Here is a 22,279-nt window from a genome sequence, read left to right on the forward strand (position 1 = left end):
TTTTACGGGGTCCAAACGCTGATGGTCAGCGGCACTTCGACCTTTGGCAGGCTCGGTAGATTCGTCTCGAAGTTGATGGTGCCTTCCAGGGTCTTCGTGAGCCGCTTCGGCAACGTCGCCACGATTTCATACTCCTGGCCCTTTTGCAGGGTCACAAGCTTGACCTCAACCTCCTTACGGCTGCAGGAAACGTTCCGCAACAGCAGCGGCCGCTCGGTTTGCCGGGAGGTGATGATGATGCTCCGTGACAGGATGACCTCCGTGTCTTCGTCCTTCCAATTGGTCGGGTCCGGCATCCCCCAAGACAGCGTCTCCGGCTCCAATTCAATGTCACCCAGTAGCCGGGCGCTGACAAAAACTGTCAGGACGGCCCCAACCGAGTCGTCGGTGGACAAGCGAATCTGTTCGCTGAAACGACGGGGAAGACCCGTCGCTTTGAATTCAACCTGAAGACGCGCCGCCTGCGGGTCCCCGTCTCCCGTGGGTTTGGCCGTGGCGGCCATCAGGTCGCTGGAGGCTTCGACTTTGGTGATCGTCAATTTCTTGCCGTCGTTGCGACGGATCATCACGGTGGCATTTGTGACCGCGCCCAACCGCAGTGTGCCCAGGTTGATCGACGGCGGTTCTGCGGTCAGCACCGATTTGGTTTGGACCATGATCCCCAATTGCAGAACGGGATGCTCCGGATCGTTGGAAGAGACGGTGATCAGTTTCGACAAGCGCTGGTGGGCTGCCGTACCGAGTTGGATCGTGAACACCAGCTCCCCCTTTTCCCCGGGCCGCAACTTCTCCGATGTGAAGCTGGCCACCGTGCAGCCACAGCTTGGTTTGGGTTTCTCCAACTCCAGGTCGGCGTCACCGGTGTTCTGGAAGGTAAATGTCCCAGTCACCGATTCAACGAGCGAGGTCACGCCAAAATCGTAGCTTGTGCGGTCGAACTGGATTTTCGGCGTGCCTTCCGCGCGGACGGCCGTTCCACCCAGTAGCGCCGCCAACAACCCCCAGCGGTATGCATGATTCATGGCGGGCATTCTATACCTTCTTTGGTAAAGCGGGTCAATTACGGCGCGGGTTGGAGCGGGCGATGGGAATCGAACCCACCTCACCAGCTTGGAAGGCTGGCGCATTACCACTATGCTACGCCCGCATCGAACGCGCCGCCAAGGTACACTGGCAATCGGTGGAGCGTCAAGAGGCCGTTGAAAACACCGAACCCCGCCGCGTGGGGGCACGCGGCCTACAACTTCAGAGGGAAATCCGCCTACTGGAGGCGGCATGGCGCCATGACCGCGTCGGGCATGCCGTGGAGGATTTTTTTATCGGCGGGGCAAACCGTGGCCAGGATGCCACCGAGCTTCGCGTCGTCGCCCACCACGAAGTAGTACGGGCAGAGCCGCACCCGCGCGCCAAACGTCCGCACTTCGTTCGCCTCGAAATCGATGTACTGCGCCTCGAAGAGCTTTGATTTTTCGAAGCGCTGGAGGATGAAGGGATGCGTCGCGAAACCAGCCAGCGCCTGGTCAATGGCTTCCGCCCATTCGCCGGCGGGCAAATCGTGACCCACATACACACCGCGGCTGCCCCAGGCGTGTTCGCTGAAGCCCGAGATTTTCAGGACCAACTCGCGCTGCTTCTGCGAGAACCTGCCCATCTCGCGCCAATCGTGAATGCCGAGTTCGGGAATCACCGCGTGGGGCGGCAATGGCGTTGGGTCAACGATCCACGTATAGGGGAAGACTTCACGCAAAGCCGCCAGGTTTTGTTCGCCAAGGTGTTCGCGCCAGAACGGTCGCAATTGCTCCATCCAAAGAAAGGCGAACAACATTTTCTCTTCGAGTTGGGGCTTGAAAGGCGGTGTCACCGCCACTTGCCCATGCACGGCGGCTTCCGTCAGCACGTTCGCGTTCGGGATGTTCGGCAAATCGAATAATTCGAAGAAGCGATAGACGACTGCTGTCTTGTCCAAATTCACCAATTCTTCCGGTCGCACGACCCGGAAGCCAATTTGCTGGCCGAGCCACTCCATCTCAGGCCGATACGCTGCCGCCTCCTCAGAGACCACAACGACGGCCACAGGTTCTTCGCTCTTCGCTTCCGCGCGCAGCATCGCATCGAACCCTTCCATCATCCCGTGCGCGCCGCCCACGACCGCATCGCCCAGCTCCGTGTATGTCTTGCCGAGCCAGCCCGTTAGGCCAATCCCGCCGGGCACGGAATCGAGTTCGGTGATGAAGAAGTGGTCATTGGTGAGAATCACGTCCGGACGGATCACGCGGGGGACGTGGCTCTTGAACCGCTCGCGCCGCGACAATTCGATGAGTTCCTTCGGCTTGCCCGCATCAAGATACTCCGCGATCCAGGGCGGCAACTTGCCCTGCACGCTGTGGCGGTACATCACGTTACAGGCGCGGTAGAAGGCCAGCAGTTGGGGACCGAGCGCTTCGAGCTTCGCCACGAGTTCCTGCGAAATCGGGAAAGCTTCCGGGGAGATGCGCCATGTCGCGCCGGTAAACATCCCGTGCGCGGGCATTTGGTCACGGACATACTGCGCCCGCTGCAATGCTGTAACTTCAGTCGTCATTCGCGCAACTGGCCGTCGCCGACGACAACGAACTTGTAGCTGGTCAATTCTTCCAGGCCCATCGGGCCGCGGGCGTGGAGCTTATCCGTGGAGATGCCGATCTCGGCGCCGAAGCCGTACTGACCGCCGTCGGCGAGGCGCGTGCTGGCATTCCAGAACACGCTGGAACTGTCCACTTCGCGGAGGAATTTCTCCGCTGTTGCCTTGTTGGCCGTGACGATGGCATCGCTGTGGGCCGAGCCGTATTTCGTGATGTGGTCGATGGCCTCCCCTACTCCGTTGACCACACGGACAGCGAGGATAAGTTCGAGGTACTCGGCATACCAGTCGTCTTCGGTTGCGGGTTTCACACCTGACACGAGACTTCGGGTCTGTTCATCTCCCCGCAGTTCGACTTTCTTCTCGGCGAGAGATCTGGCGATGCGTGGGAGGAACTGGTCGGCGATTTTCTCGTCGATAAGCAGCGTCTCGACGGCGTTGCAGACGCCGGGACGCTGGCATTTGGCGTTCACGACAATTTTCTCCGCCATGTCGAAATCGGCATCACGGTCGACGTAAACATGACAAACACCCTTGTAGTGTTTGATGACGGGAATTCGTGATTTTTCCGCGACGGCGCGGATCAGCCCTTCCCCGCCGCGTGGGATGCAGAGGTTGATCAACTCGTCGAGTTGGAGCAATTCGTCGATGGCCGCGCGGTCGGTCGTGGGGACCACGCTGATGCTGTTCGCCGGCAGGCCGGGGACATTCATCGCATCGGCGATGGCCAGATTGCTATGGATGGCCTCCGAACCACCGCGCAGGATCACGGCATTACCGGTCTTGAAGCAGAGGCAACCGGCGTCCGCGGTGACGTTCGGGCGGGACTCGTAAATGATCAGGATGACGCCGATGGGCACGCGCACTTTCTGGATGCGGATTCCGTTCGGGCGGGTCCACTCGCTGATGGTCTTACCGACGGGATCCGGTAACGCGGCGACCTCACGCACGCCCTTGGCCATTTCGCTGATGCGCTTGTCGGTGAGTGTCAGACGGTCGAGCATGGCCGGCGAGAGACCGGCTTTCTTACCGGCTTCGATGTCCTTCGCGTTGGCGGCCTGGATGCGGGCGGTGGACTTTTCAATCCCATCCGCCATCGCGTAGAGCAGCGAGTTTTTCTTTAGCGCGTCGAGTTTGGCCAATGCGCGCGAGGCGTCGCGGGAACGCTCGGCCAACGCTCGAATTTGTTGCTTCAGGTCCATTTAGAGAATCACCATGTCGTCCCGATGAATCACCACGCCAGTGGCGGACTTGATTAGGATGCCGCCAACCTTCGCCAGGCCGCGCGCAAATTCAACCTGATTTTTGTCGCAGATACTGACGACGTCGCCTTCCGCAAACTCGCCTTCCGTCGAGACAATGCCCTTGGCCAGCAAGCTCTTGCCATTCTCACAGAGCGCCTCCCTTGCGCCTTCATCCACAACTACCTTACCCGCAGGATGTTGGAAGAACGCAATCCAGCGTTTACGGCTTGCCAGCTTGTCCGCGTGCGGCAGGAAGATCGTTCCAACTTCCTCCCCGGCCAGCACGTCCCGCACGACATGCGCGCGGTTGCCGTTCGCAATCACGAGGGGGATACCGGCGCGGGTGGCGATCTTCGCGGCGTCGATTTTCGATTTCATACCGCCAACGCTCGTCAAGCGGTCCGTGTCACGCGCCAGCGATTCGATTTCGCGTATCTCCGATACGGTCGCCACGACGCGCTTTTGTTCGTCCAACAATCCCTCGACGTGCGAGAGGATGATCAGTAGATCCGCATCGATGAGGGTAGCGGTCAACGCGCCGAGCCGGTCGTTGTCACCGAACTTGATCTCGTCCACCGCGACCGTGTCGTTCTCATTGATGATGGGAACGACGCCACGGGCAAGCAAGGTGGCAAGCGTGTTATGGGCGTTGAGGTGGCGCGTGCGGTTCTTCAAATCGTCGTGTGTGAGTAGCACCTGCGCGACGGTGATGCCGGAGTTACCGAATAAGCGGTCGTAAACCGCCATCAACTTGCTCTGTCCGATGGCGGCCGCGGCCTGGAGTTCATCGAGCCGTTTGGGGCGCTGCTTGATTCCCAGTTCCGACATCCCCGCGCCGATGGCCCCCGAGGAAACCACGATGATCTGCTTCTTTGCCGCATGGAGTGCGGCCAATTGCGCGACGATCTGCTCGATCTGCGGCAACGAAAGACGGTTCTGCGCATCGGTGAGCAAGCCCGTACCGAGCTTGATCACAATACGGCTGACCTTGCGGAGAATGTCATTGCGGAGGTTCATAAGAGCCATAATTGCTTACCAGAGTTTGGGGAATGTGTCGAGTGGCTGGGAGCCGAGCCTGCTACCCAACAATTCCCGGACCGAACGGCGGGCCTAGTTCACCACGACGACGCGGTAAAATCGCTGCGGTTGCGCGACCGGGTCGGCGAATGAAACCGAGGTGGCTGACGCGGTGATATCGGTCAGATCGTTCCACGCCGCGTCCGTGGGCAGTTGCTTCCACTGAACGCGGTAGATCCTGCTCGAAACAGAGCCCCACGAAAGACCGAATTGGCTATTGGTGATGATCACGGATGTCAAAGCGGGAGCGTTGGTCACGTAGATCGTGCTCAGTAACTTGGCGAGGCGTTGGCCACCAATGGCCATGCGCTGCACGGTGGTGCTTTGAGCGGTAGCGAGGTAGCTGGCTGTAGGAGAAGTGCCGTTGGTGATCCCGACATAGGATACCGTCGCTGCGAGTCCCCGTCCTTCCAAGGCCCAGGGCATCGGGTCGGGAATCGAACCGATACTGGCGCTGTACGGGTAGGCAGCTTCCACGGCAGCGGCCTTGTTGGTGATGATGGCCTGGCTGGCGGCCGTGAACGGACGCGTCACGGAGTCAGAGAGATAGCCACCGCCAGCATCCCAAAGAGCATGGAGTTCACTCCATGTGCCGGTAAGGTTGAAACTGTTGCCACCGGCGTCACCGGCAGGCTGGTTAGTAGTCACACCTGTGGAACAATGGAGGGGCTGTGTAATGTCCCCGCAGAAGTGGATTAGAAAACGCAAGGCGGTGGCCTGGTTGCTGAGCGACTGAGTTGGGTCTTGCAATGTGATAATGCAGGATCGGATAGCCACGACAACATTGGATGGGTCGTTGACAACCCCGTTGGTCGGATAGCCATCGAGACTGATAGGGATGTCAATGTAGTGCGAGTCACTGTACGCCGACGTGAAACTTTTAATATCGTCCGCCCAGCAGGCCGCGGTCACAAAATTGCTGTTGGCGGAACTCGAGTGATAGACCGGCACCGCGATGAGGGCGTCGCACTTGGCCTTTACGGCAGCGTCGAGATGGTTATAGGCGATCTGCGCCACGACCATGTGCCCTTCCCCGTTCCAAGCCAATACAGGGCCCACAAGGCAAAAACAGGTAAACAGACCGGCCATGAGTTTGATGCTTTTGATCATAATAAAAATTGCTTTTTCTGAGGTTGTGCGGTTCGGGCACAGCCGCCCCGGAACCTTGCCTGTGTGGGCATTGTACCCCTGAACGCCTCCCCCGGTCAATCACGACACGATCAAGGAGAGGCTGGGCTATAAGACCGCCCTTGGCGAAGGGAAAGTAAACCAAAAAGCTTCCAAAGCTCCCAAACCTTCCAAAGCTCACTCACGGGTTTTGGGAGGTTGAGTTAGGATTCATGCGTGGATTTATGGATAGCACCGACAAAGCCGCTGTGTGGCGAATCGCGTCCACGGAGCGTAGCTACAACGGACGGGGAGAGGCGCCAAAACATGTTTTCTGCGAAACGAACCCATTTATTTTCGGGACATTTTGTACTGTATCCATCTTATTCATACGAACTTATGCCGTTTGCAGCAGCGTTTGCAAATGGGTTCGTTTTCGAAAAACGAACCCATTTTAGGGGGTTTATAGCGGGTTTCGGCTGCCGGCGAGACCAAAACGAACTCAAATCATGGAGGCCTACGGCGGGCCGGTACGCAGGCCCGCTGGCGCGTCTAAGGGCTGGACAGGCCCGAAGCGCCTTCTACAATGCCCGGGTGTTGGCGCGCTCCTGCGAAAGGCTTCTTATGAAACTTGTCGGTATCGCGATCATCCTGGCGTCGTGGACAGCCCTGGCGGCGGAACTACCGCGCTCGGTTTTTGACCCGAAGTCCTATGGAGCGAGGGGCGATGGGGTCACCAACGACGGCGGCGCCATCCAGAAAGCCATCGATGTCTGCGCGCAGGCCGGCGGTGGCATGGTTTACCTCCCGCCCGGCAACTTTCTGACGGGAACGATTGTCCTGAAGAGCAATGTGACCCTCCACCTGTCGCCCGGCGCGACGCTGTGGGGCAGCCGGCGCATTGAAGACTACAAGCCGTTCCATCTGATCTACGCGCAGGACGCCGAGAACATCGCGATCGAGGGCGACGGCACGATCAACGGCAACGGTGACGCGTTTTGGGGACGCGAATTCAGGCCGATTGAAAAACGCCCGAGCCCGTTGATCGAACTGGTCGGTTGCCGCAACGTGCACATTCGCGACGTGCGGATTCGCAACACGCCCGGCTGGGGCATCCGTCCCTGGAACTGCGACGGCGTGTACATTCACGGTATTTCGATGATCAGCGACATGGACAGCCCGAACACGGACGGCATCGACCCGGATGCGAGCCGCAACGTGTTCATCTCGGATTCGTACATCGAGACAGGCGACGACGCGATTTGCCTGAAGACGGACAAACGTCCCGAGGCCACGACGGCGCAGGCCTGCGAAAACGTCACCGTGGCCAATTGCGTCCTGATCAGCGACGACTCAGCGATCAAGCTGGGCACGGCGAGTTGGGGTGATTTCCGGGATTGCACTTTCGCGAACTGCGTGATCACCGGGACCCGGTACGGCATCGCGATGTACATCAAGGACGGGGGGCTCGTCGAAGGCATCCGTTTCGCGAATATCACGATCGACACGTCGGTCGCGTTCGAGAATGCGCGAACAGGCCGCACACGTTCGCGGTCGGAGTATCCCATTTTCCTCGACCTCGAACGGCGCGGCGAAGGCTCGGCCCTGGGGCGCATCCGCGACGTGAGCTTCAGCGACATCAGTATCCGCGGCAAAGGCCGGGTGCTGGTCGCCGGCGGGCCGGAGCGCCCGCTGGAGAACCTGAGCTTCCACAATATCCTTATGCGCGTCACCGGATTCGAGACGGTCGCGAAAGAGCATAAACCGCGCGGGGTTGGCAAAATTCGCGCCGCTACGCCGGAGGCGGATTATGGCCCCGTGCCGGCAGCGTTCATTTTCGCGAATATCCGCGGCCTGGACCTGCGTGATATGCGCGTCATCTGGGACACTGAGGCAGCGCCGCAAGATCGACACGCTATCTATGCCGGGCGCGTCGAGGATCTTTCTATCAGTGGTTTCAGCGGCGGTCCCGCGGGAACGAAGCTGGCCGCTATCGGACTGGAGAAAACCAAGCACGTCTTTATCACCGCAGCAGGGCCTAACCCGGGGACGGCGGTGTTCGTGGGAGTGAGTGGTGTGCCTGGCGAAGAAATCGCGCTTACGGGGAACAATCTGCCGACCGGAGTCAAGCCTGTGCAAGCCGGGGCTTCCTATGTGCACCTGCCCTAGAGCCGCCAAGAGGGCCAAGAATTGACCCCGTTGCCAAAGTCCAGACGCCCTGCGCTACGAACCGGCAGTCTGCTGGGGCAACAACCGTCCCACGTGCTTTTTCGGCTCGCGAACCATAGGTTGCATGAAGGATTGCATGATTCCCGAGACCGTTTCACGAGACACACACATTCCGCCGCAGGGTTGCCAGCGGTCTTTGACAAGCTTGTTCACTTCGGCAACCAGGCTCTCCGGGGACGAAGCGGTGGCGATCTTGTATTCCATAACTCTCATTTCGCGTTGTTACCAGAATCTGAGCCGCCTCACAAGCTTTGTCCAAAGGCAACAGAGCCTATCCGTCCGAATGACGATGGCGCTAGCAGTTTGCGGAAAGGAACGTTGACAGGGGGGGCGGGTTTGGTAAACTTTTGACGCTAAGTTTCTCCCCGTTTAGCTGGAGGTCAGTTCCTGCCTTTGGGCAGTACAAACTCACAAGAGGAAGTCTTACGAACATGGCTAAGAAATCGAAAAGTTCAGGCAAAAAAGCGGTGAAGTACGTTTATTTTTTCGGCGGCGGCAAAGCGGACGGTAACGGCTCACAGAAGGCGTTGCTTGGCGGCAAAGGCGCGAACCTGCATGAGATGACGCGGATCGGCCTGCCCGTCCCTCCGGGATTCACGATCACGACAGAGCTTTGTACCTACTATTACGAGAACAAGAAGAGCTATCCGAAGACACTAACGGACCAGGTCAATGCGGCCCTCGCGAAACTCGAAGGTGTCACCGGCAAGAAGTTCGGCGACAAACAGAATCCGTTGTTGGTTTCCGTCCGCTCGGGCGCGCGCGAATCGATGCCGGGCATGATGGACACGATCCTGAATCTCGGCCTGAATGATGACACCGTCGAAGTCGTCGCCCGCAAGTCGGGGAATGCGCGATGGGCGTGGGACTGCTATCGCCGTTTCGTCCAGATGTACGGCGACGTGGTCATGGGCGTCCAGAACACCGGCCGCGACGAGCATGAACCGTTCGACGAAGTGATGGAACAGCTCAAGCACGAGGTCGGCGTGAAAGAGGACACGGAGCTCGGCGCCAAGGAACTGCACATCCTCGTCGATCGCTTCAAGGACCTGATTCGCAAACGCACGGGCAAGGAATTTCCGCAAGAACCCGTCAAACAACTCTGGGGTTCCGTTGGCGCCGTGTTTGGCTCGTGGATGAACGATCGAGCGATCGTCTATCGCCGCAAGTACCACATTCCGCACGAATGGGGCACCGCCGTCAACGTCCAGACGATGGTGTTCGGCAATCTCGGCGACACCAGCGCGACAGGCGTGGCGTTCACCCGCGATCCGGCCACTGGTGAGAAGGTGTTTTATGGCGAATACCTGATCAACGCGCAAGGCGAAGACGTCGTCGCGGGCACCCGCACGCCACAGCCGATTGCCAAATTGAAACAGGAAATGCCCAAGGCGCACGCCGAACTTGTGACCGTCTGCAAAACCCTGGAGACGCGCTTTAAGGACATGCAGGATTTCGAGTTCACCGTCGAAGACAACAAACTCTACATGCTCCAGACCCGCAACGGCAAACGCACCGGCCTGGCCGCGGTGCGTATCGCGGTGGAGATGGTGGAGGAAAAGGTCATCGACTGGAAGGAAGCGGTTCGCCGCGTGCCGGCGGATTCGCTCACGCAGGTGCTCGCGCCCATCTTCGACCGCAAGGACCGAGACGCAGCGGTGAAAGCGGGCCGTTTACTCTGCAAAGGCCTGGCGGCAGGCCCTGGCGCTGCCTCCGGCAAGGTGGTGTTTAACGCCGAAGACGCTGTGGATCGCGCCCACAAGGGCGAACGCGTGTTGCTCTGCCGTGTGGAAACCAGCCCGGAAGATTTGCGGGGCATGATTGCCGCCGAAGGTATTCTCACGGCGCGCGGCGGCGTTTCGTCGCACGCGGCGTTGGTGGCCCGTCAGATGGGCAAAATCTGCGTGTGCGGCGCGGCCGATATCGTGGTGGATTACACGGCGCGGGTCATGAACGTCGGTGGCCGCACGATCCAGGAGGGTGACTTCATCTCCATCGACGGCACGCTCGGCGAAGTTTATGAGGGCGAACTCAAGACCGCCCCGAGCGAAGTCGCGCAAGTACTCATCGCCAAGACACTCGACCCCAGGCAGGCCCCGACCTATCAGCGGTTCGACAAGCTGATGAAATGGGCCGACAAAATCCGCCGGCTGGGTATCCGCACGAATGCCGATCAGCCTGATCAGGCGGCCAATGCCGTCGCATTCGGCGCGGCGGGAATCGGCTTATGTCGCACCGAACACATGTTCTTCGAAGGCGACCGTATTTATGCCATGCGCGAGATGATCCTCGCCGAAACAAGGGAAGCTCGCGTGGCCGCGCTCCAGAAGTTGTTGCCGCTGCAGCGCGACGATTTCGCGGGCATTTTCCGCGCGATGAAAGGTCATCCCGTGACGATCCGCACGTTGGATCCGCCACTGCACGAATTCCTGCCGCACGATGGCGAAATGCAGCGCGAGACCGCGCACAAACTCGGCATCAGTCCCGAGAAAGTCGCCGCCCGCGTGGCGGCGTTGCATGAGGCCAACCCGATGCTCGGTCATCGCGGCTGCCGGCTCGGCATCACCTTTCCCGAAATCACCGAAATGCAGACCCGCGCCATCATCGAAGCGGCCATCAAGGTGCGGAAGGAAGGCATCCCCGTGAAGCCCGAAATCATGATTGTGCTGGTCGGCTTCCCGAAGGAACTGCAGAACCAGTTGGAGATCGTCCATCGTACCGCCAAGCAGGTCATGGGAGAGAAGAAATCCCGGATCAACTATTTGGTCGGCACGATGATCGAAATCCCACGCGGTGCGCTCTGCGCCGACGAGATTGCCAAGGACGCGGAATTTTTTAGCTTTGGCACCAACGACCTGACGCAGACCACGCTTGGCATGAGCCGCGATGATAGCGGTTCATTCCTGCCACAATACCAGGAACTGGAAATCGTCAATCGCAATCCGTTCGAGGCGATTGACCAGACGGGCGTCGGCCAGCTTATGCAGATCGCCATTGAGAAGGGGCGCAAAACCCGCCCCGGTATAAAGCTCGGCATTTGCGGCGAGCACGGCGGCGAACCCTCCTCGGTGGAGTTCTGCCATCGCATCGGACTCACATATGTGAGTTGCAGCCCCTTCCGCGTTCCCATCGCGCGCCTGGCGGCAGCGCAAGCGGTTCTCAAGGATGTGAAAGCCGCCAAAGGTCGTGAGATTAGTTAGTTTTGCGAAAATCGAAGAACCAGCGCAGGGCCGGTGGAATTCCCGGCCCTGTTTTTTGTGGCCCGACTACTGCTTTGAACCAAACAGCGTGTTCGAACATCTTATGCTCAGGGTACTGGTGCGATCGCGCATCCGGTTTGAAAGTTCTTGCGTAGGGCAAAGTGACCGCATAGTTTTGGTGCGAACCAAAAAGGCCGGGCGTTTTTTTAGCGTGAGAAAGACATGGTAATCGACCGCGATAGAGAAAGTGAGAATGGGATCAAGATCTATCTGCGCGAGATCGGGCAGATTGCCCTGCTGACCCCCAAGGATGAGATACGCCTGGCGGCGCGTATCAAGAAGGGCGACAAGCAGGCACGGGCGCAGATGATCAAAGCCAATCTCCGCCTCGTGGTCAAGATTGCCCACGATTACTCGAATTTCGGCCTGCCGCTGCTCGATCTCATCAGCGAAGGCAACATCGGCTTGATGAAAGCCGTCGAGCGCTTCGACCCCAAGAAGGGCGGCAAACTATCAACTTATGCCGCGTGGTGGATCAAGCAATCGATCAAGCGTGCCCTGGCAAACCAATCGAAGACCATTCGCTTGCCGGTGCATCTGGTTGATAAGATCAGCAAGATGAAGCGGGCCGGGCACAAACTGAGCGAAAGGCTGGGGCGCGAGCCAACCGACCAGGAATTGGCCGACGTGCTTGGCATCCCGCGCGCGAAGGTCGCGCAATTGCGCACCATCAGTATCCGCCCCGCCAGCCTCGATGCGCCGATTGGCGAGGATGACGCGACGGAGTTCAGTGAGATCGTCGGCGATGAGAACGCGTTGACCCCATTTGAACTGCTGCGCGACAAGACGCTGCGGCAGGAGGTGCGGGACATCCTGGAGGAACTTGAGCCGCGTGAGGCCGAAATACTGAACCTGCGTTTCGGGCTCGACGGCAACAAGCCGAAGACGCTCGAGGACGTGGGCCGGAAATTCAAGGTTACGCGCGAACGTGTGCGCCAGATCCAGAACATTGCATTGACCAAGCTCCGTCGGGTGATGGAAAAACAGGACCGGCCAAAGGCCATCTCGCGGAATTAGTCCGCACTTCATCACATTCAGGCTTCCCTTCCGTAGCCCAATCCAGTAAAAACATGTTTGCGAACCATTGAGGCAGCCACCACCATGTATGACGAATTGAAAGCTGCTGTCCGTGATGTACCCGACTTTCCGATCAAGGGAATCCTGTTCAAGGACATCACGCCCATTCTGCATGACGGGCGGCTGTTTCGCATCGCCGTCGACTCGTTTGCGGACCGCCAGAAGGGTAAAAAGATTGACGCGGTAGTTGGTATCGATGCTCGGGGGTTCATCTTCGCGGGCGCGGTCGCCTACAAGCTGGGGGTGGGGTTTGTGCCCGTCCGCAAGAAGGGCAAGCTTCCCTATAAGACGGTCGTCACCAGCTACACGCTCGAATACGGCAGCGAGACCAGCGAGATGCACGTCGATTCCCTCAAGAAGGGCGACAATGTCATTATTGTCGACGACCTTCTCGCCACGGGAGGTACCGCGATGGCGGCCGCGACGTTGGTCAAGCAACTCGGCGCCAACATCGTTGAGATCGATTTCCTGATTGAATTGTCCTTCCTCAAAGGCCGCGAACGCCTCAAAGACTACCCCCTCTTCGCCGCAATTGTGTATTGAGCGGCGCGGTTAACTGACTATGGCCGACTTCAGCCAGCGGGTGTCGGTGACGTGGAGTTCTCGGACAAGCGCAAGCGGATCGCGCCAGGGTTTTATCTCGGGTTCACCGAACACCGTGTCAATTTCCGCCACGATATGCTCCTGAGCGGATTGGGCAAGGTCGAGACAGTCAGCCAGTGATTCGTCGGCAAGCTTCAGGGAGAAACGCGCGTTGGGGATGTCCGTCGGACGGCCGCCCAGGCCCCGGATAATGTTGGCGAGGCTGACGCAATTGATGCTGCAATCCTTGCGCACGCGCTTGATGACTTCGAGTTGGCCGGGATCATCGCAAAGCGACTCGGCACGGCGCAGGGTGCGGACGCAGGCCCACTCGCTGGCCATCATCTCGTTCAGTTTGGCGACTAGCTCAGCCATGTTGTTGGCGATATAGGTCCAACCAGTAAAACCCGCCAATCACGATCCCGTGGGTAATTTCACCGGTTTCAATCATCTGCGGGATGTCGGCCAAAGGGACTAACTTCACCGCGATATCTTCAGCAAGATCGAGTTTCGGGTCAGAGACCCTGTGGCAGTCTTTGGCGAGAATGTAATACTGCCGATTGTTCTGGATTGCCGGGTTGGGATGAACCGTGCCCAAGCGGACGATACTGCCCATGTCATACCCGGTTTCTTCCAACAACTCGCGTCGGGCGCACTGCTCCGGTGTTTCACCGTCGTCCATCAGGCCACCCGGCGTTTCGAGGTGAACCGAACGAGTGCCATGACGCCACTGCTTGACCATGACGACCTGCTCGTCCGGAGTGAGTGGGATGACATTGACCCAATTCGGCTGCTCGAGGACAAACATCTCATGCGGCTGACCCGTGCGCGGGTTTACGGCCAGATCTTTGCGCACCTTAAAAATGCGGCAGTCTGCCAGAGTCTCGGAGGACTGGATTTGCCAGGGTTGTGGCTGACCGCAGGTCACTTCTTTGTCGCTTTTTCGCTTATCTTATTCAACTGCTCGAGGAACTGAGCGGCCGGTAGATAGCCGCCGATCTCGGATACCTTCTTGCCATCGGCGTCCACAAAGACGATGTGTGGATAACCAGTCGTGCCGAAATCCTTGGACAGTTTCGCGTCCCGCTGGCTCTTTTCGGGATTCACCTTGACCGCGATGAAATCCTTCGTGAGTTTGGCCTCGACATCCTTGTCACTATACGTGTCCTTGTCGAGCTTCTTGCACCATCCACACCAGTCCGTGTATAGATCCACCATTACCAACTTCTTGTCCTTTTTCGCCGTCGCCAGGGCCGCGTCATAGTCGTGTCCCCAGTTCACAGCCGCGATTGCGCCCGCGTTGAGCGCCAGGAAACCCAAAATCGTGGCAGTTATGAATCTTTTCATGTCTTCCTTCCGTTAACGCGCGCTGAGCGCAACTTCCTTCGGTTCAGCCTTTGTCGGCGGTTCAATCCACTTACCGTGCTCTTTGATAAGCGCAATCAGTTCATCCACCGCTTGATCCTCGGGGATGTGTTGTTTGACCTGCGTTTTCCCCACCCAAAGCGAAATTTTACCGGGAGCAGTACCCACGTAACCAAAATCCGCATCGGCCATCTCGCCGGGACCATTGACGATGCAACCCATCACGGCAATCTTCACACCTTTTAGGTGCGCCGTACGAGACTTGATTCCCGCTGTCACGGTCTGCAAGTCGAACAATGTGCGCCCGCAACTCGGACAAGCTACGTAGTCGGTCTTGAACGTCCGCGCACCGGCCCCCTGTAAAATGTTGTACACGAGCTTGACCGACTTGAGCAAATCGTCTTCGCCCGTGACTTCCACCGCGTCGCCAATACCGTCGCACAGCAGCGCGCCAATGTGTGTGCTCGCGCCGATGAGCGCACCCTGCTGCGCATGATGGGCACGTCCGGAACTGACGCGGTCACGTATCAGGATCGGCAGATTCAGTCCGTGGTTGTCCAGTGTGGCAGCCAGAACGCGGTAAGCCGCGATCACGTCCAGTCCTTCCGCGTGGCCGACAGCGAGAATTACCTGTTGGCCACGGAAATATCGGAGGGTGGCAGCAACCTGCTTACAGGCTCTCAAGAAATGTTCGGGTGAATCAGCCACCACGTCGAACTGAACCGTGCGCTCCTGCGATGCGCGTAACAACGGACTCGCTTCCGTACCGACCGTGAAAGGAACATTTACCTTCTCGGCGACGTCAAATATCGGCAAGGTGACGTCGGCATCATCGAGCTTCACCGCGATTGGCGTGTGGATATGCCGTTTGCGCAACTCCGGTTTCAGAGCCGCGATTTTGCCGATGTCCGCCATCGTCTTGACGTGGAATTGAAGGATCTCGGCAAACGTGTCCGGCTCGGCGGTCGTAATGCGCTGGATATCGCCGATCCGCGCGGTCAATGGCACGGGCAGCTCGACGCGTTGCGGATGGTCCTTGCCAAGACGCAAGCGCAAGTCGCCGATGAAATACTCGGGGGTGGGTCGTCGGGTGTACGTAAATGGATCTCGTTTTTCGGTCACTGCCAACGGCGCTCGTCCTGCCGATTTTCCCGCGCGTTGTTGCTCCCACAGTATGTTGTACTTCTTGACCAATTCCCGGCAAACCGGGATTTCGTGTACACTATCTTCGGTGAGTGAAACACGCACCGTGTCCCCGATACCGTCTTCAAGCAACGCGCCGATGCCAATGGCGGACTTGATGCGACCGTCCTCCCCTTCCCCGGCTTCCGTGACACCGAGGTGCAAGGGGTAATTCCAGTCCGGGCCCTCTTCGTTCAACCGTGCGACGAGCAATCGATAGGCTTCGATCATCACCTTCGGGTTGCTGGCCTTCATCGAGAGGATGATCTCGTGATAGTCGCACTTGCGGCAAGTGCGGACGAATTCCAACGCGCTCTCAACCATGCCCAACGGTGTGTCGCCGTAACGGTTCATGATGCGGTCGGAAAGTGAACCGTGGTTCGTGCCAATGCGCATGGCACGGCCTAATTCTTTGCACTTGAGCACGAGCGGCGTAAAAGCCTTCTCCAGACGTTCCAATTCCTCGGCATACTGGTCGTCCGTGTACTCGCGGGTCGCAAATTTCTTCCGGTCGGCATAATTGCCCGGGTTGATGCGGACCTTCTCGCACCAGAGCGCCGCCTCCATCGCAGCGGATGGGACGAAATGAATGTCGGCAACAATGGGGGTGTTGTGCCCGCGCCGGCGAAGCTCAGCAACGATATTCTTGAGGTTCTTCGCGTCGTTGATGCTCGGAGCGGTGATGCGGAGGATTTCACAACCGGCCTCGATGATTGGGAGTGCTTCGTTGACGCAAGCCTCTGTCTTCATCGTGTCGGAAATCAACATGGTCTGGACGCGAATCGGGTTGTCGCCGCCGACACCGATCGGACCGACCTTTACCTCGCGCGTGATGCGCCGCTGCCAGAAAAATGGATTGGTACAGTAGTTCATGGCTGCGAAGCGGGCTTGGCCGCGGGTACGATGACGTCATTGGCTGGCGGCTTGTCGGTGACACGAGACCGGCCGAAGAATCGCTGGACGTCGAAAAAGGTGATATACAGCATAAAACTGATCAGCAACACGGCAAAGGCGGTGGAGACGGTTTGTACGATGCGGGCGTTAAGCGGCTTGCGCATCGCCCCTTCGACAAGGGCAAAGACGATGTGTCCACCGTCGAGGATCGGGAGCGGGAACAAGTTGATGATCGCAAGGTTGATATTCAGCAGCACGGCGATGACCAGTCCCTGACGAACGCCGTTGCTGACGATTCCGTACCACCACGCGGCGAAAATACCAACCGGCCCGCTCACACTGTGCACGCCCACACCGGTTTCCTTGGAGTGGCGTAGCGCCTTGGCCATGTGCCACATCGAGGCGAAAACTTCCTCGAACTGTTCGCCAGGCGTTGGACCAGGACGGATGATTTCCATCTCGTCGCCAAGTTTGACACCCATGCGGGCCGCCTTCTCTTCGGGATCCACACGGGGGACAACAGTCAGCACCACCGTCTTCCCGTCCCGGAACATTTTAACCTCTGTTGGTTCGTCGGCGCGTTTGCCAACCAGCTCCCGCAACTGGTCGGAACTATAGATGGCGACACCGGACACCGAAACGAAACGGTCGCCAGGTAGCATTCCCGCCTTTTCGGCGGCAGAATCCGGCAGAACCTCGCGCGCATAGGGGCGGACACGCGGGTACAGACCGTCGAGCGTTTTGACATGAAACTCTTCGTTGAGTTTCGTCTCGAGATTAAACTCCAATCGTTTGCCGTTACGTTCGACAATGACGTTGACGTCCGGTTCGAGACTGAACGCTACTGCCTCGACGAGCTGACCCCAACTCTGCACTTTCTGATCGTTGACCTGGACAATGCGGTCGCCGGGTTGGATCCCTTTTTGTTCCTCAAGGCTTCCCGCCTCGACCCAGCCAATGACCGACGGGTTGCTTGGCTTGCCAGCCTGCCAAATAATACAAGCCAGGACGAAGGCCAGTAAGACGTTCATTGCCGGCCCGGCCAGCGCAACAAGGATTTTGGAAGTGGGCGTTGCTCGCGGTAGCCCTCCATCGGAAGAGCCATCCGAGCCCTCGATTGCCTCCATCGGCGACATCTGTGGCAATGCCACGTAGCCGCCAAACGGAATCCAACCAACCTGATACTCGACCCCCTTCTTTTTATAACCCCAAATCTTCGACCCGAATCCGACGGAAAACCGCTCGATCTTCATTCCACGGCGCCTCGCCATCAGAAAATGTCCCAACTCATGGAAAAAAATCGTGAATCCAAAAAAGAAAAGCACCAGGAGTGCGGGGTAAACCCAATCAGTAATCACACTTATTACAGTTTCAAACGACACGTTCGGCTTCCTTTCTGGCCCAGAGGTCAGCCTCTATTATAACACCCAGCGGCGGCGATGCAACCCACGAGGAGCCAGCCCTTCCACCTTTCTGATGCGCGTGCATTACCGTCTCAACAGTCTCGAAAATCTGCAGGAAACCAATCTGTCCGACTACAAAGCGCGCCACTGCAACCTCATTGGCAGCGTTGAACACCGCCGGCATCGTCCCGCCGACCCGTCCCGCTTCGTGCGCCAGCCGTAGCGACGGGAACTTCTCGCGATCGGGATTCTCGAAGGTCAGCGTGCCGATCCTGGCAAGATCAGTGGACGGCATAGAATTCGGCACTCGCCGCGGCCACGTGAGCGCGTACTGGATCGGATAACGCATATCCGGCACGCTCAACTGCGCCAGGATCGACCCGTCTGTGAACTCCACCATCGAATGCACGACGCTCTGCGGGTGGATCACCACATCCACACGATCCACCTCGACATCGAACAGCCACCGCGCCTCGATCATCTCCAGCCCCTTGTTGAACAAGGTGGCTGAATCGATCGTGATTTTCTGCCCCATGTTCCAACTCGGGTGCTTCAGCGCCTGCGCCACGGTTATCTTCGCGAACTCCTCGCGTGGCGTCTGCCGGAACGGCCCGCCGGATGCCGTGAGAATCAGCCGTTTTACATCCTGTGGCTCACGACCTTCGAGGCATTGGAAAATCGCGCTGTGCTCGCTGTCCACTGGCAGCACTTTGACACCATGCTTGCGCGCTTCGCTCATGACCAACTCACCCGCCATCACGAGGATTTCCTTGGACGCAACTGCCAGATCCTTGCCCGCACGAATCGCCGCCAGCGCTGGTTCCAGTCCCGCCGTGCCGACAATCGCCACCAGCACGACGTCAGCTTCCGGCATCGTCGCCAACTCAATCAACCCCCGCTCGCCGGAATGTACCGGTAGGGCGCGACCGCCGGGTGCGCCGAGCCGTTTCTTCAATTCCTCCGCCTTTTTGGGATCCGTCATCCCCACCGCGAGCGGTTTGAACTGGCGAATCGCTTGCTCCATCCCGTCCACATTCTCGCGTGACGCCATCCCCACAATGCGAATCTGCTCGGGCAGATCCGCCGCCACCTTCTGCGTCGAAACGCCGATGGACCCCGTGCAGCCGAGCAAGACGATGTTCTTTGGTTTCATCGCTGAATGGCGGATTGTAGGGCAAGCACACGGCTTGCCGAAACAAAAAAGAATGGCAGGTGGGCTGGCCGCAAATCACCCACGCAACACCAGCCGCATGTAGACGTAGAGTAGCGGCGCGGTGAAGAGCAGGCTGTCGATCATATCGAGGCAGCCGCCGTGTCCCGGGAGGATCGTGCTGGAATCTTTGACGCCAGCTTCGCGTTTGATCAGTGATTCGGCGAGGTCGCCGATGACCGCCGCCACGCCCAGCAGCAGGCCGATGACCACAGCATGCAGGCTTGTCAGGGCCGCCATTTCGTTGGGCATGACCCAGCGACAAAGAAAGGCGCCGCCAACGGCAAAAATAATCCCACCAATGGTGCCTTCCCACGTTTTCTTCGGGCTGATGCGCGGGATCATTTTATGGCGACCGAACACCGAACCAACGATGTACGCCCCCATGTCGGTGAACTTCGTCGCGACCACCAGTAACATGATGAAGTATCGGCCATGCGGCGAAGCAAAATTGATCCGCGTGATGAAATTGCCCAACCACGCGACATAAATGAGGCCGAACAACGTCACCGCCATCGTCTCGATCCCTTGCGGATTCAGCTTCTGGGGAAACTGGCGAATGAATACACCAAGCGCGAAAACGAGCAGGATTAAAATATCGAAATCGTAGGATAGCTGCAGCCGCTGCGGTTGCCGGTAGAAAAACCAACTGCCCGAAACCAGCGCCAGCGTGCCGATGACGCCCCAGACTTTGTACGTGCGCAACCCCTTGGCCTCGCAAATCCGGTAAAATTCCCAAACCGCCCGCGCCAGGACCACGTTCACAAAAATATATAAGGCCGTTGGCGGCAGCCAGAAAATCACTGACAACATGATCGCCCAGAGCACAATGGAACTGATCAATCGCCACTGGAATCCGCTGCGGATAGCGGGTAATGTGGTCGCCGTTGCTTGGGTGGATGTTACCGGCGTCGTGCTCATGCGAGCTCACCAGAGCCAACCCGGCCAAAACGCCGGTCTCGTCCGCTGTAGTCCTCCAACGCTTTCAGGTAGGCAGCCTTTCGGAAATCAGGCCAAAGGGTTTCCGTGACATAAATCTCCGCGTAGGAAATCTGCCACAGGAGAAAATTGCTCACACGCATCTCACCGCTGGTACGAATCAATAGATCCGGATCGGGTATTGAGCGCGTATATAAGTGCTGCGAGATGACCTTCTCATCGACGTCCGTCGCATGCAGCCGTCCATCCTTCACCTCACGACAGATCGAGCGTACGGCGTCGACAATCTCCGCCCGCCCGCCGTAACTCAGGGCAAGCACGAGTGTCAGGCCCGTGTTCTTCTTCAATGCGGCGATCGATTTCTCGAGTTGTTTCTGCGCGCTGGCTGGTAATTCATGCACCCGCCCGATCGCCGCGAGCCGCACGTTGCTCTTGTTCAACTCCCCAATCTCCTGCTTGAGATAAAACTCCAACAGGCGCATCAGTGCGGTCACCTCGGCCTTCGGACGGTTCCAGTTTTCGGTCGAAAACGCGTACAACGTCAGATAGTCAATGCCCAGTTCGCCCGAAACACGGACAATCTCGCGTACGCTCTCAGCACCGCGACGGTGCCCTTCAATGTGGGGAAACCCGCGCTCGCGCGCCCAGCGCCCGTTGCCATCCATGATGATAGCCACATGGCGGGGGAGGTTTTTAATCGGTTGCGTCATCTGTCTCGATCCCACTCACGGGCCTTACAAAAACATCGTCTCTTCCCGCCGTGCGCCGACCGATACGATGCCGAGCTTCGCGCCGCTGAGCTGGGCGAGCTTTTGCAGGTAGACCCGCGCGGGCTTGGGCAACTGGTCGATATCCTGTGCCAGCTTTGTAGAGGTCTGCCAACCGTTGAATTCCTGGTACATGGGCGCACAGCGCTGCAACAGGTCGATGTCATTGGGCAGGGTTTCGTAAACCTTCCCGTCCACCTTGTAGGCAACACACACTTTGATTTTTGGCAAGCCATCGAGCACGTCGAGTTTGGTGACGGCCAGCTCGTCGATGCCGTTGACCATGACCGAGTAGCGCGTCGCCACCGCATCGAACCAGCCGCAGCGGCGCGGGCGCCCCGTAGTCGCGCCAAATTCCCGGCCCGTCTCGCGAAGCATGGCACCTTGATCGTCGAGTAGTTCCGTTGGGAACGGTCCCTCGCCCACCCGTGTTGTATACGCCTTCATGACACCAACCACGCGGTCGATTTTATGCGGCGGGACGCCTGTCCCGACGCACGCGCCGCCCGCAGTCGCGTTCGAACTGGTCACAAACGGATACGTCCCAAAATCGATGTCGAGTAGCGTACCCTGTGCACCCTCAAAAAGAATATTCTTGCCGTCACGCACCGCCCGGTTCAGTAACGTCACGGTGTCCGTAACAAATGGCCGCAGTTTACGTCCGCATTCTACGTATTCGTTATTGATCTTCGCGAAGCTCAACGGCTTCGCACCGAACGCCTTGAAGATCTCGTTGTTTTCCTGGATCTTTCGACGCAGTTTCTCGGAAAACCGTTCAGTCGCGAGCAGATCGACCAGCCGCAAACCCGTGCGCGCGACTTTATCCGCGTACGCCGGGCCAATGCCGCGTTTGGTGGTACCGATCTTGCGTTTGCCCTTCTGTTCCTCGCGGATTTCGTCGAGTAATTTGTGGTACGGAAATACCAGATGCGCCGTTTCGCTGACGTAAAGATTGCCGCCGATGCTCACGCCGCGTCCGCGCAGGTGCTCGATCTCTCCGAGTAGCGCGACGGGATCGACCACAACGCCGTTACCGATCACGCTGACCTTGCCGGGATGCAGGATGCCCGACGGGATTAAGTGCAACACGTATTTCTGGTCGCCGACCTCCACTGTGTGCCCCGCGTTGTTGCCGCCCTGGTAGCGCACCACCACGTCGGCCTGTTCGGTGAGCACATCGATGATTTTGCCCTTGCCCTCATCGCCCCATTGGGCCCCCACTAAAATCGTTGTCGCCATAACCACTTCAACATAGCCGAACCATAAACCCGCTGGCAAGACGCAAGCGTTGCCACGGTCTGTATAGCAGGCTTTTCTGTGCTA

19 protein-coding genes and 1 tRNA gene are annotated in these 22,279 nt (G+C 58.5%); 4 read left to right on the plus strand and 16 right to left on the minus strand.

The genetic code is table 11. The annotated features are described in order from the left end of the window. Positions 1-2: 2 nt before the first annotated feature. The 6 genes from VNL17_05605 to VNL17_05630 form a co-directional block, all read right to left on the minus strand. A complete protein-coding gene (locus VNL17_05605) occupies positions 3-1,022 on the minus strand; it encodes a DUF1573 domain-containing protein (protein HXI83550.1) in 1,020 nt (339 codons plus the stop codon). A gap of 51 nt (positions 1,023-1,073) precedes the next feature. After that, positions 1,074-1,147 (minus strand) — tRNA-Gly (locus VNL17_05610). A gap of 114 nt (positions 1,148-1,261) precedes the next feature. Then, the gene (locus VNL17_05615) at positions 1,262-2,581 is read right to left on the minus strand and encodes a hypothetical protein (GenBank protein ID HXI83551.1); all 1,320 of its coding nucleotides are present in this window, start codon (positions 2,579-2,581) and stop codon (positions 1,262-1,264) included. Then, entirely contained in the window at positions 2,578-3,822 is a 1,245-nt protein-coding gene (locus VNL17_05620) for a glutamate-5-semialdehyde dehydrogenase (protein ID HXI83552.1), read from the minus strand. Before VNL17_05620 ends, VNL17_05615 begins: the two co-directional genes overlap by 4 nt. Further along, on the minus strand, positions 3,823-4,890 hold the full coding sequence (proB, locus tag VNL17_05625) for a glutamate 5-kinase (GenBank protein HXI83553.1): 1,068 nt from the start codon (positions 4,888-4,890) through the stop codon (positions 3,823-3,825). It abuts the gene before it with no gap. Positions 4,891-4,974: 84 nt separating this feature from the next. Beyond that, entirely contained in the window at positions 4,975-6,051 is a 1,077-nt protein-coding gene (locus VNL17_05630; GenBank protein ID HXI83554.1) for a S1/P1 nuclease, read from the minus strand. A gap of 621 nt (positions 6,052-6,672) precedes the next feature. Here VNL17_05630 and VNL17_05635 point away from each other — a divergent pair. Beyond that, positions 6,673-8,217, plus strand: a complete 1,545-nt coding sequence (locus VNL17_05635) for a glycosyl hydrolase family 28 protein (GenBank protein ID HXI83555.1) — start codon at positions 6,673-6,675, stop codon at positions 8,215-8,217. 54 nt (positions 8,218-8,271) lie between these two features. Here VNL17_05635 and VNL17_05640 read toward each other — a convergent pair whose 3' ends face one another. Beyond that, positions 8,272-8,481 carry a hypothetical protein gene (locus VNL17_05640; GenBank protein HXI83556.1) on the minus strand — a complete coding sequence of 70 codons (210 nt, stop codon included), beginning with the start codon at positions 8,479-8,481 and terminating at the stop codon, positions 8,272-8,274. Positions 8,482-8,708: 227 nt separating this feature from the next. Here VNL17_05640 and ppdK point away from each other — a divergent pair, with 227 nt between their 5' ends. The 3 genes from ppdK (at position 8,709) to VNL17_05655 (ending at position 13,157) form a co-directional block, all read left to right on the plus strand. Beyond that, positions 8,709-11,477: a pyruvate, phosphate dikinase gene (gene ppdK, locus VNL17_05645; GenBank protein ID HXI83557.1), complete on the plus strand. Its 2,769-nt coding sequence runs from the start codon at positions 8,709-8,711 to the stop codon at positions 11,475-11,477. Between the two features lie 222 nt (positions 11,478-11,699). Next, a complete protein-coding gene (locus VNL17_05650; GenBank protein ID HXI83558.1) occupies positions 11,700-12,554 on the plus strand; it encodes an RNA polymerase sigma factor RpoD/SigA in 855 nt (284 codons plus the stop codon). Positions 12,555-12,638: 84 nt separating this feature from the next. Next, a complete protein-coding gene (locus VNL17_05655) occupies positions 12,639-13,157 on the plus strand; it encodes an adenine phosphoribosyltransferase (GenBank protein HXI83559.1) in 519 nt (172 codons plus the stop codon). Between the two features lie 9 nt (positions 13,158-13,166). Here the strand turns inward: VNL17_05655 and VNL17_05660 are convergent, their stop codons facing one another. The 9 genes from VNL17_05660 to VNL17_05700 form a co-directional block, all read right to left on the minus strand. Next, positions 13,167-13,571, minus strand: a complete 405-nt coding sequence (locus VNL17_05660) for a DUF6306 domain-containing protein (GenBank protein ID HXI83560.1) — start codon at positions 13,569-13,571, stop codon at positions 13,167-13,169. Further along, a complete protein-coding gene (locus VNL17_05665; protein ID HXI83561.1) occupies positions 13,564-14,124 on the minus strand; it encodes an NUDIX hydrolase in 561 nt (186 codons plus the stop codon). Before VNL17_05665 ends, VNL17_05660 begins: the two co-directional genes overlap by 8 nt. Continuing rightward, positions 14,121-14,543: a thioredoxin family protein gene (locus VNL17_05670; protein HXI83562.1), complete on the minus strand. Its 423-nt coding sequence runs from the start codon at positions 14,541-14,543 to the stop codon at positions 14,121-14,123. Before VNL17_05670 ends, VNL17_05665 begins: the two co-directional genes overlap by 4 nt. Before the next feature lie 12 nt (positions 14,544-14,555). Further along, positions 14,556-16,616 carry a (E)-4-hydroxy-3-methylbut-2-enyl-diphosphate synthase gene (gene ispG, locus VNL17_05675; protein ID HXI83563.1) on the minus strand — a complete coding sequence of 687 codons (2,061 nt, stop codon included), beginning with the start codon at positions 16,614-16,616 and terminating at the stop codon, positions 14,556-14,558. Beyond that, positions 16,613-17,995, minus strand: coding sequence for an RIP metalloprotease RseP (gene rseP / locus VNL17_05680; GenBank protein HXI83564.1), 1,383 nt, complete (start codon positions 17,993-17,995; stop codon positions 16,613-16,615). The genes ispG and rseP overlap by 4 nt, the downstream gene beginning before the upstream one ends. A gap of 13 nt (positions 17,996-18,008) precedes the next feature. After that, on the minus strand, positions 18,009-19,193 hold the full coding sequence (locus VNL17_05685) for a 1-deoxy-D-xylulose-5-phosphate reductoisomerase (protein HXI83565.1): 1,185 nt from the start codon (positions 19,191-19,193) through the stop codon (positions 18,009-18,011). A gap of 75 nt (positions 19,194-19,268) precedes the next feature. Next, entirely contained in the window at positions 19,269-20,171 is a 903-nt protein-coding gene (locus VNL17_05690) for a phosphatidate cytidylyltransferase (GenBank protein HXI83566.1), read from the minus strand. Continuing rightward, on the minus strand, positions 20,168-20,899 hold the full coding sequence (locus tag VNL17_05695) for an isoprenyl transferase (protein HXI83567.1): 732 nt from the start codon (positions 20,897-20,899) through the stop codon (positions 20,168-20,170). Before VNL17_05695 ends, VNL17_05690 begins: the two co-directional genes overlap by 4 nt. Before the next feature lie 24 nt (positions 20,900-20,923). Next, positions 20,924-22,195, minus strand: coding sequence for an adenylosuccinate synthase (locus VNL17_05700; GenBank protein HXI83568.1), 1,272 nt, complete (start codon positions 22,193-22,195; stop codon positions 20,924-20,926). Positions 22,196-22,279: the final 84 nt, after the last annotated feature.

The organism is Verrucomicrobiia bacterium (genome assembly GCA_035577545.1).
In the GTDB taxonomy this organism is placed as follows: domain Bacteria; phylum Verrucomicrobiota; class Verrucomicrobiia; order Palsa-1439; family Palsa-1439; genus Palsa-1439.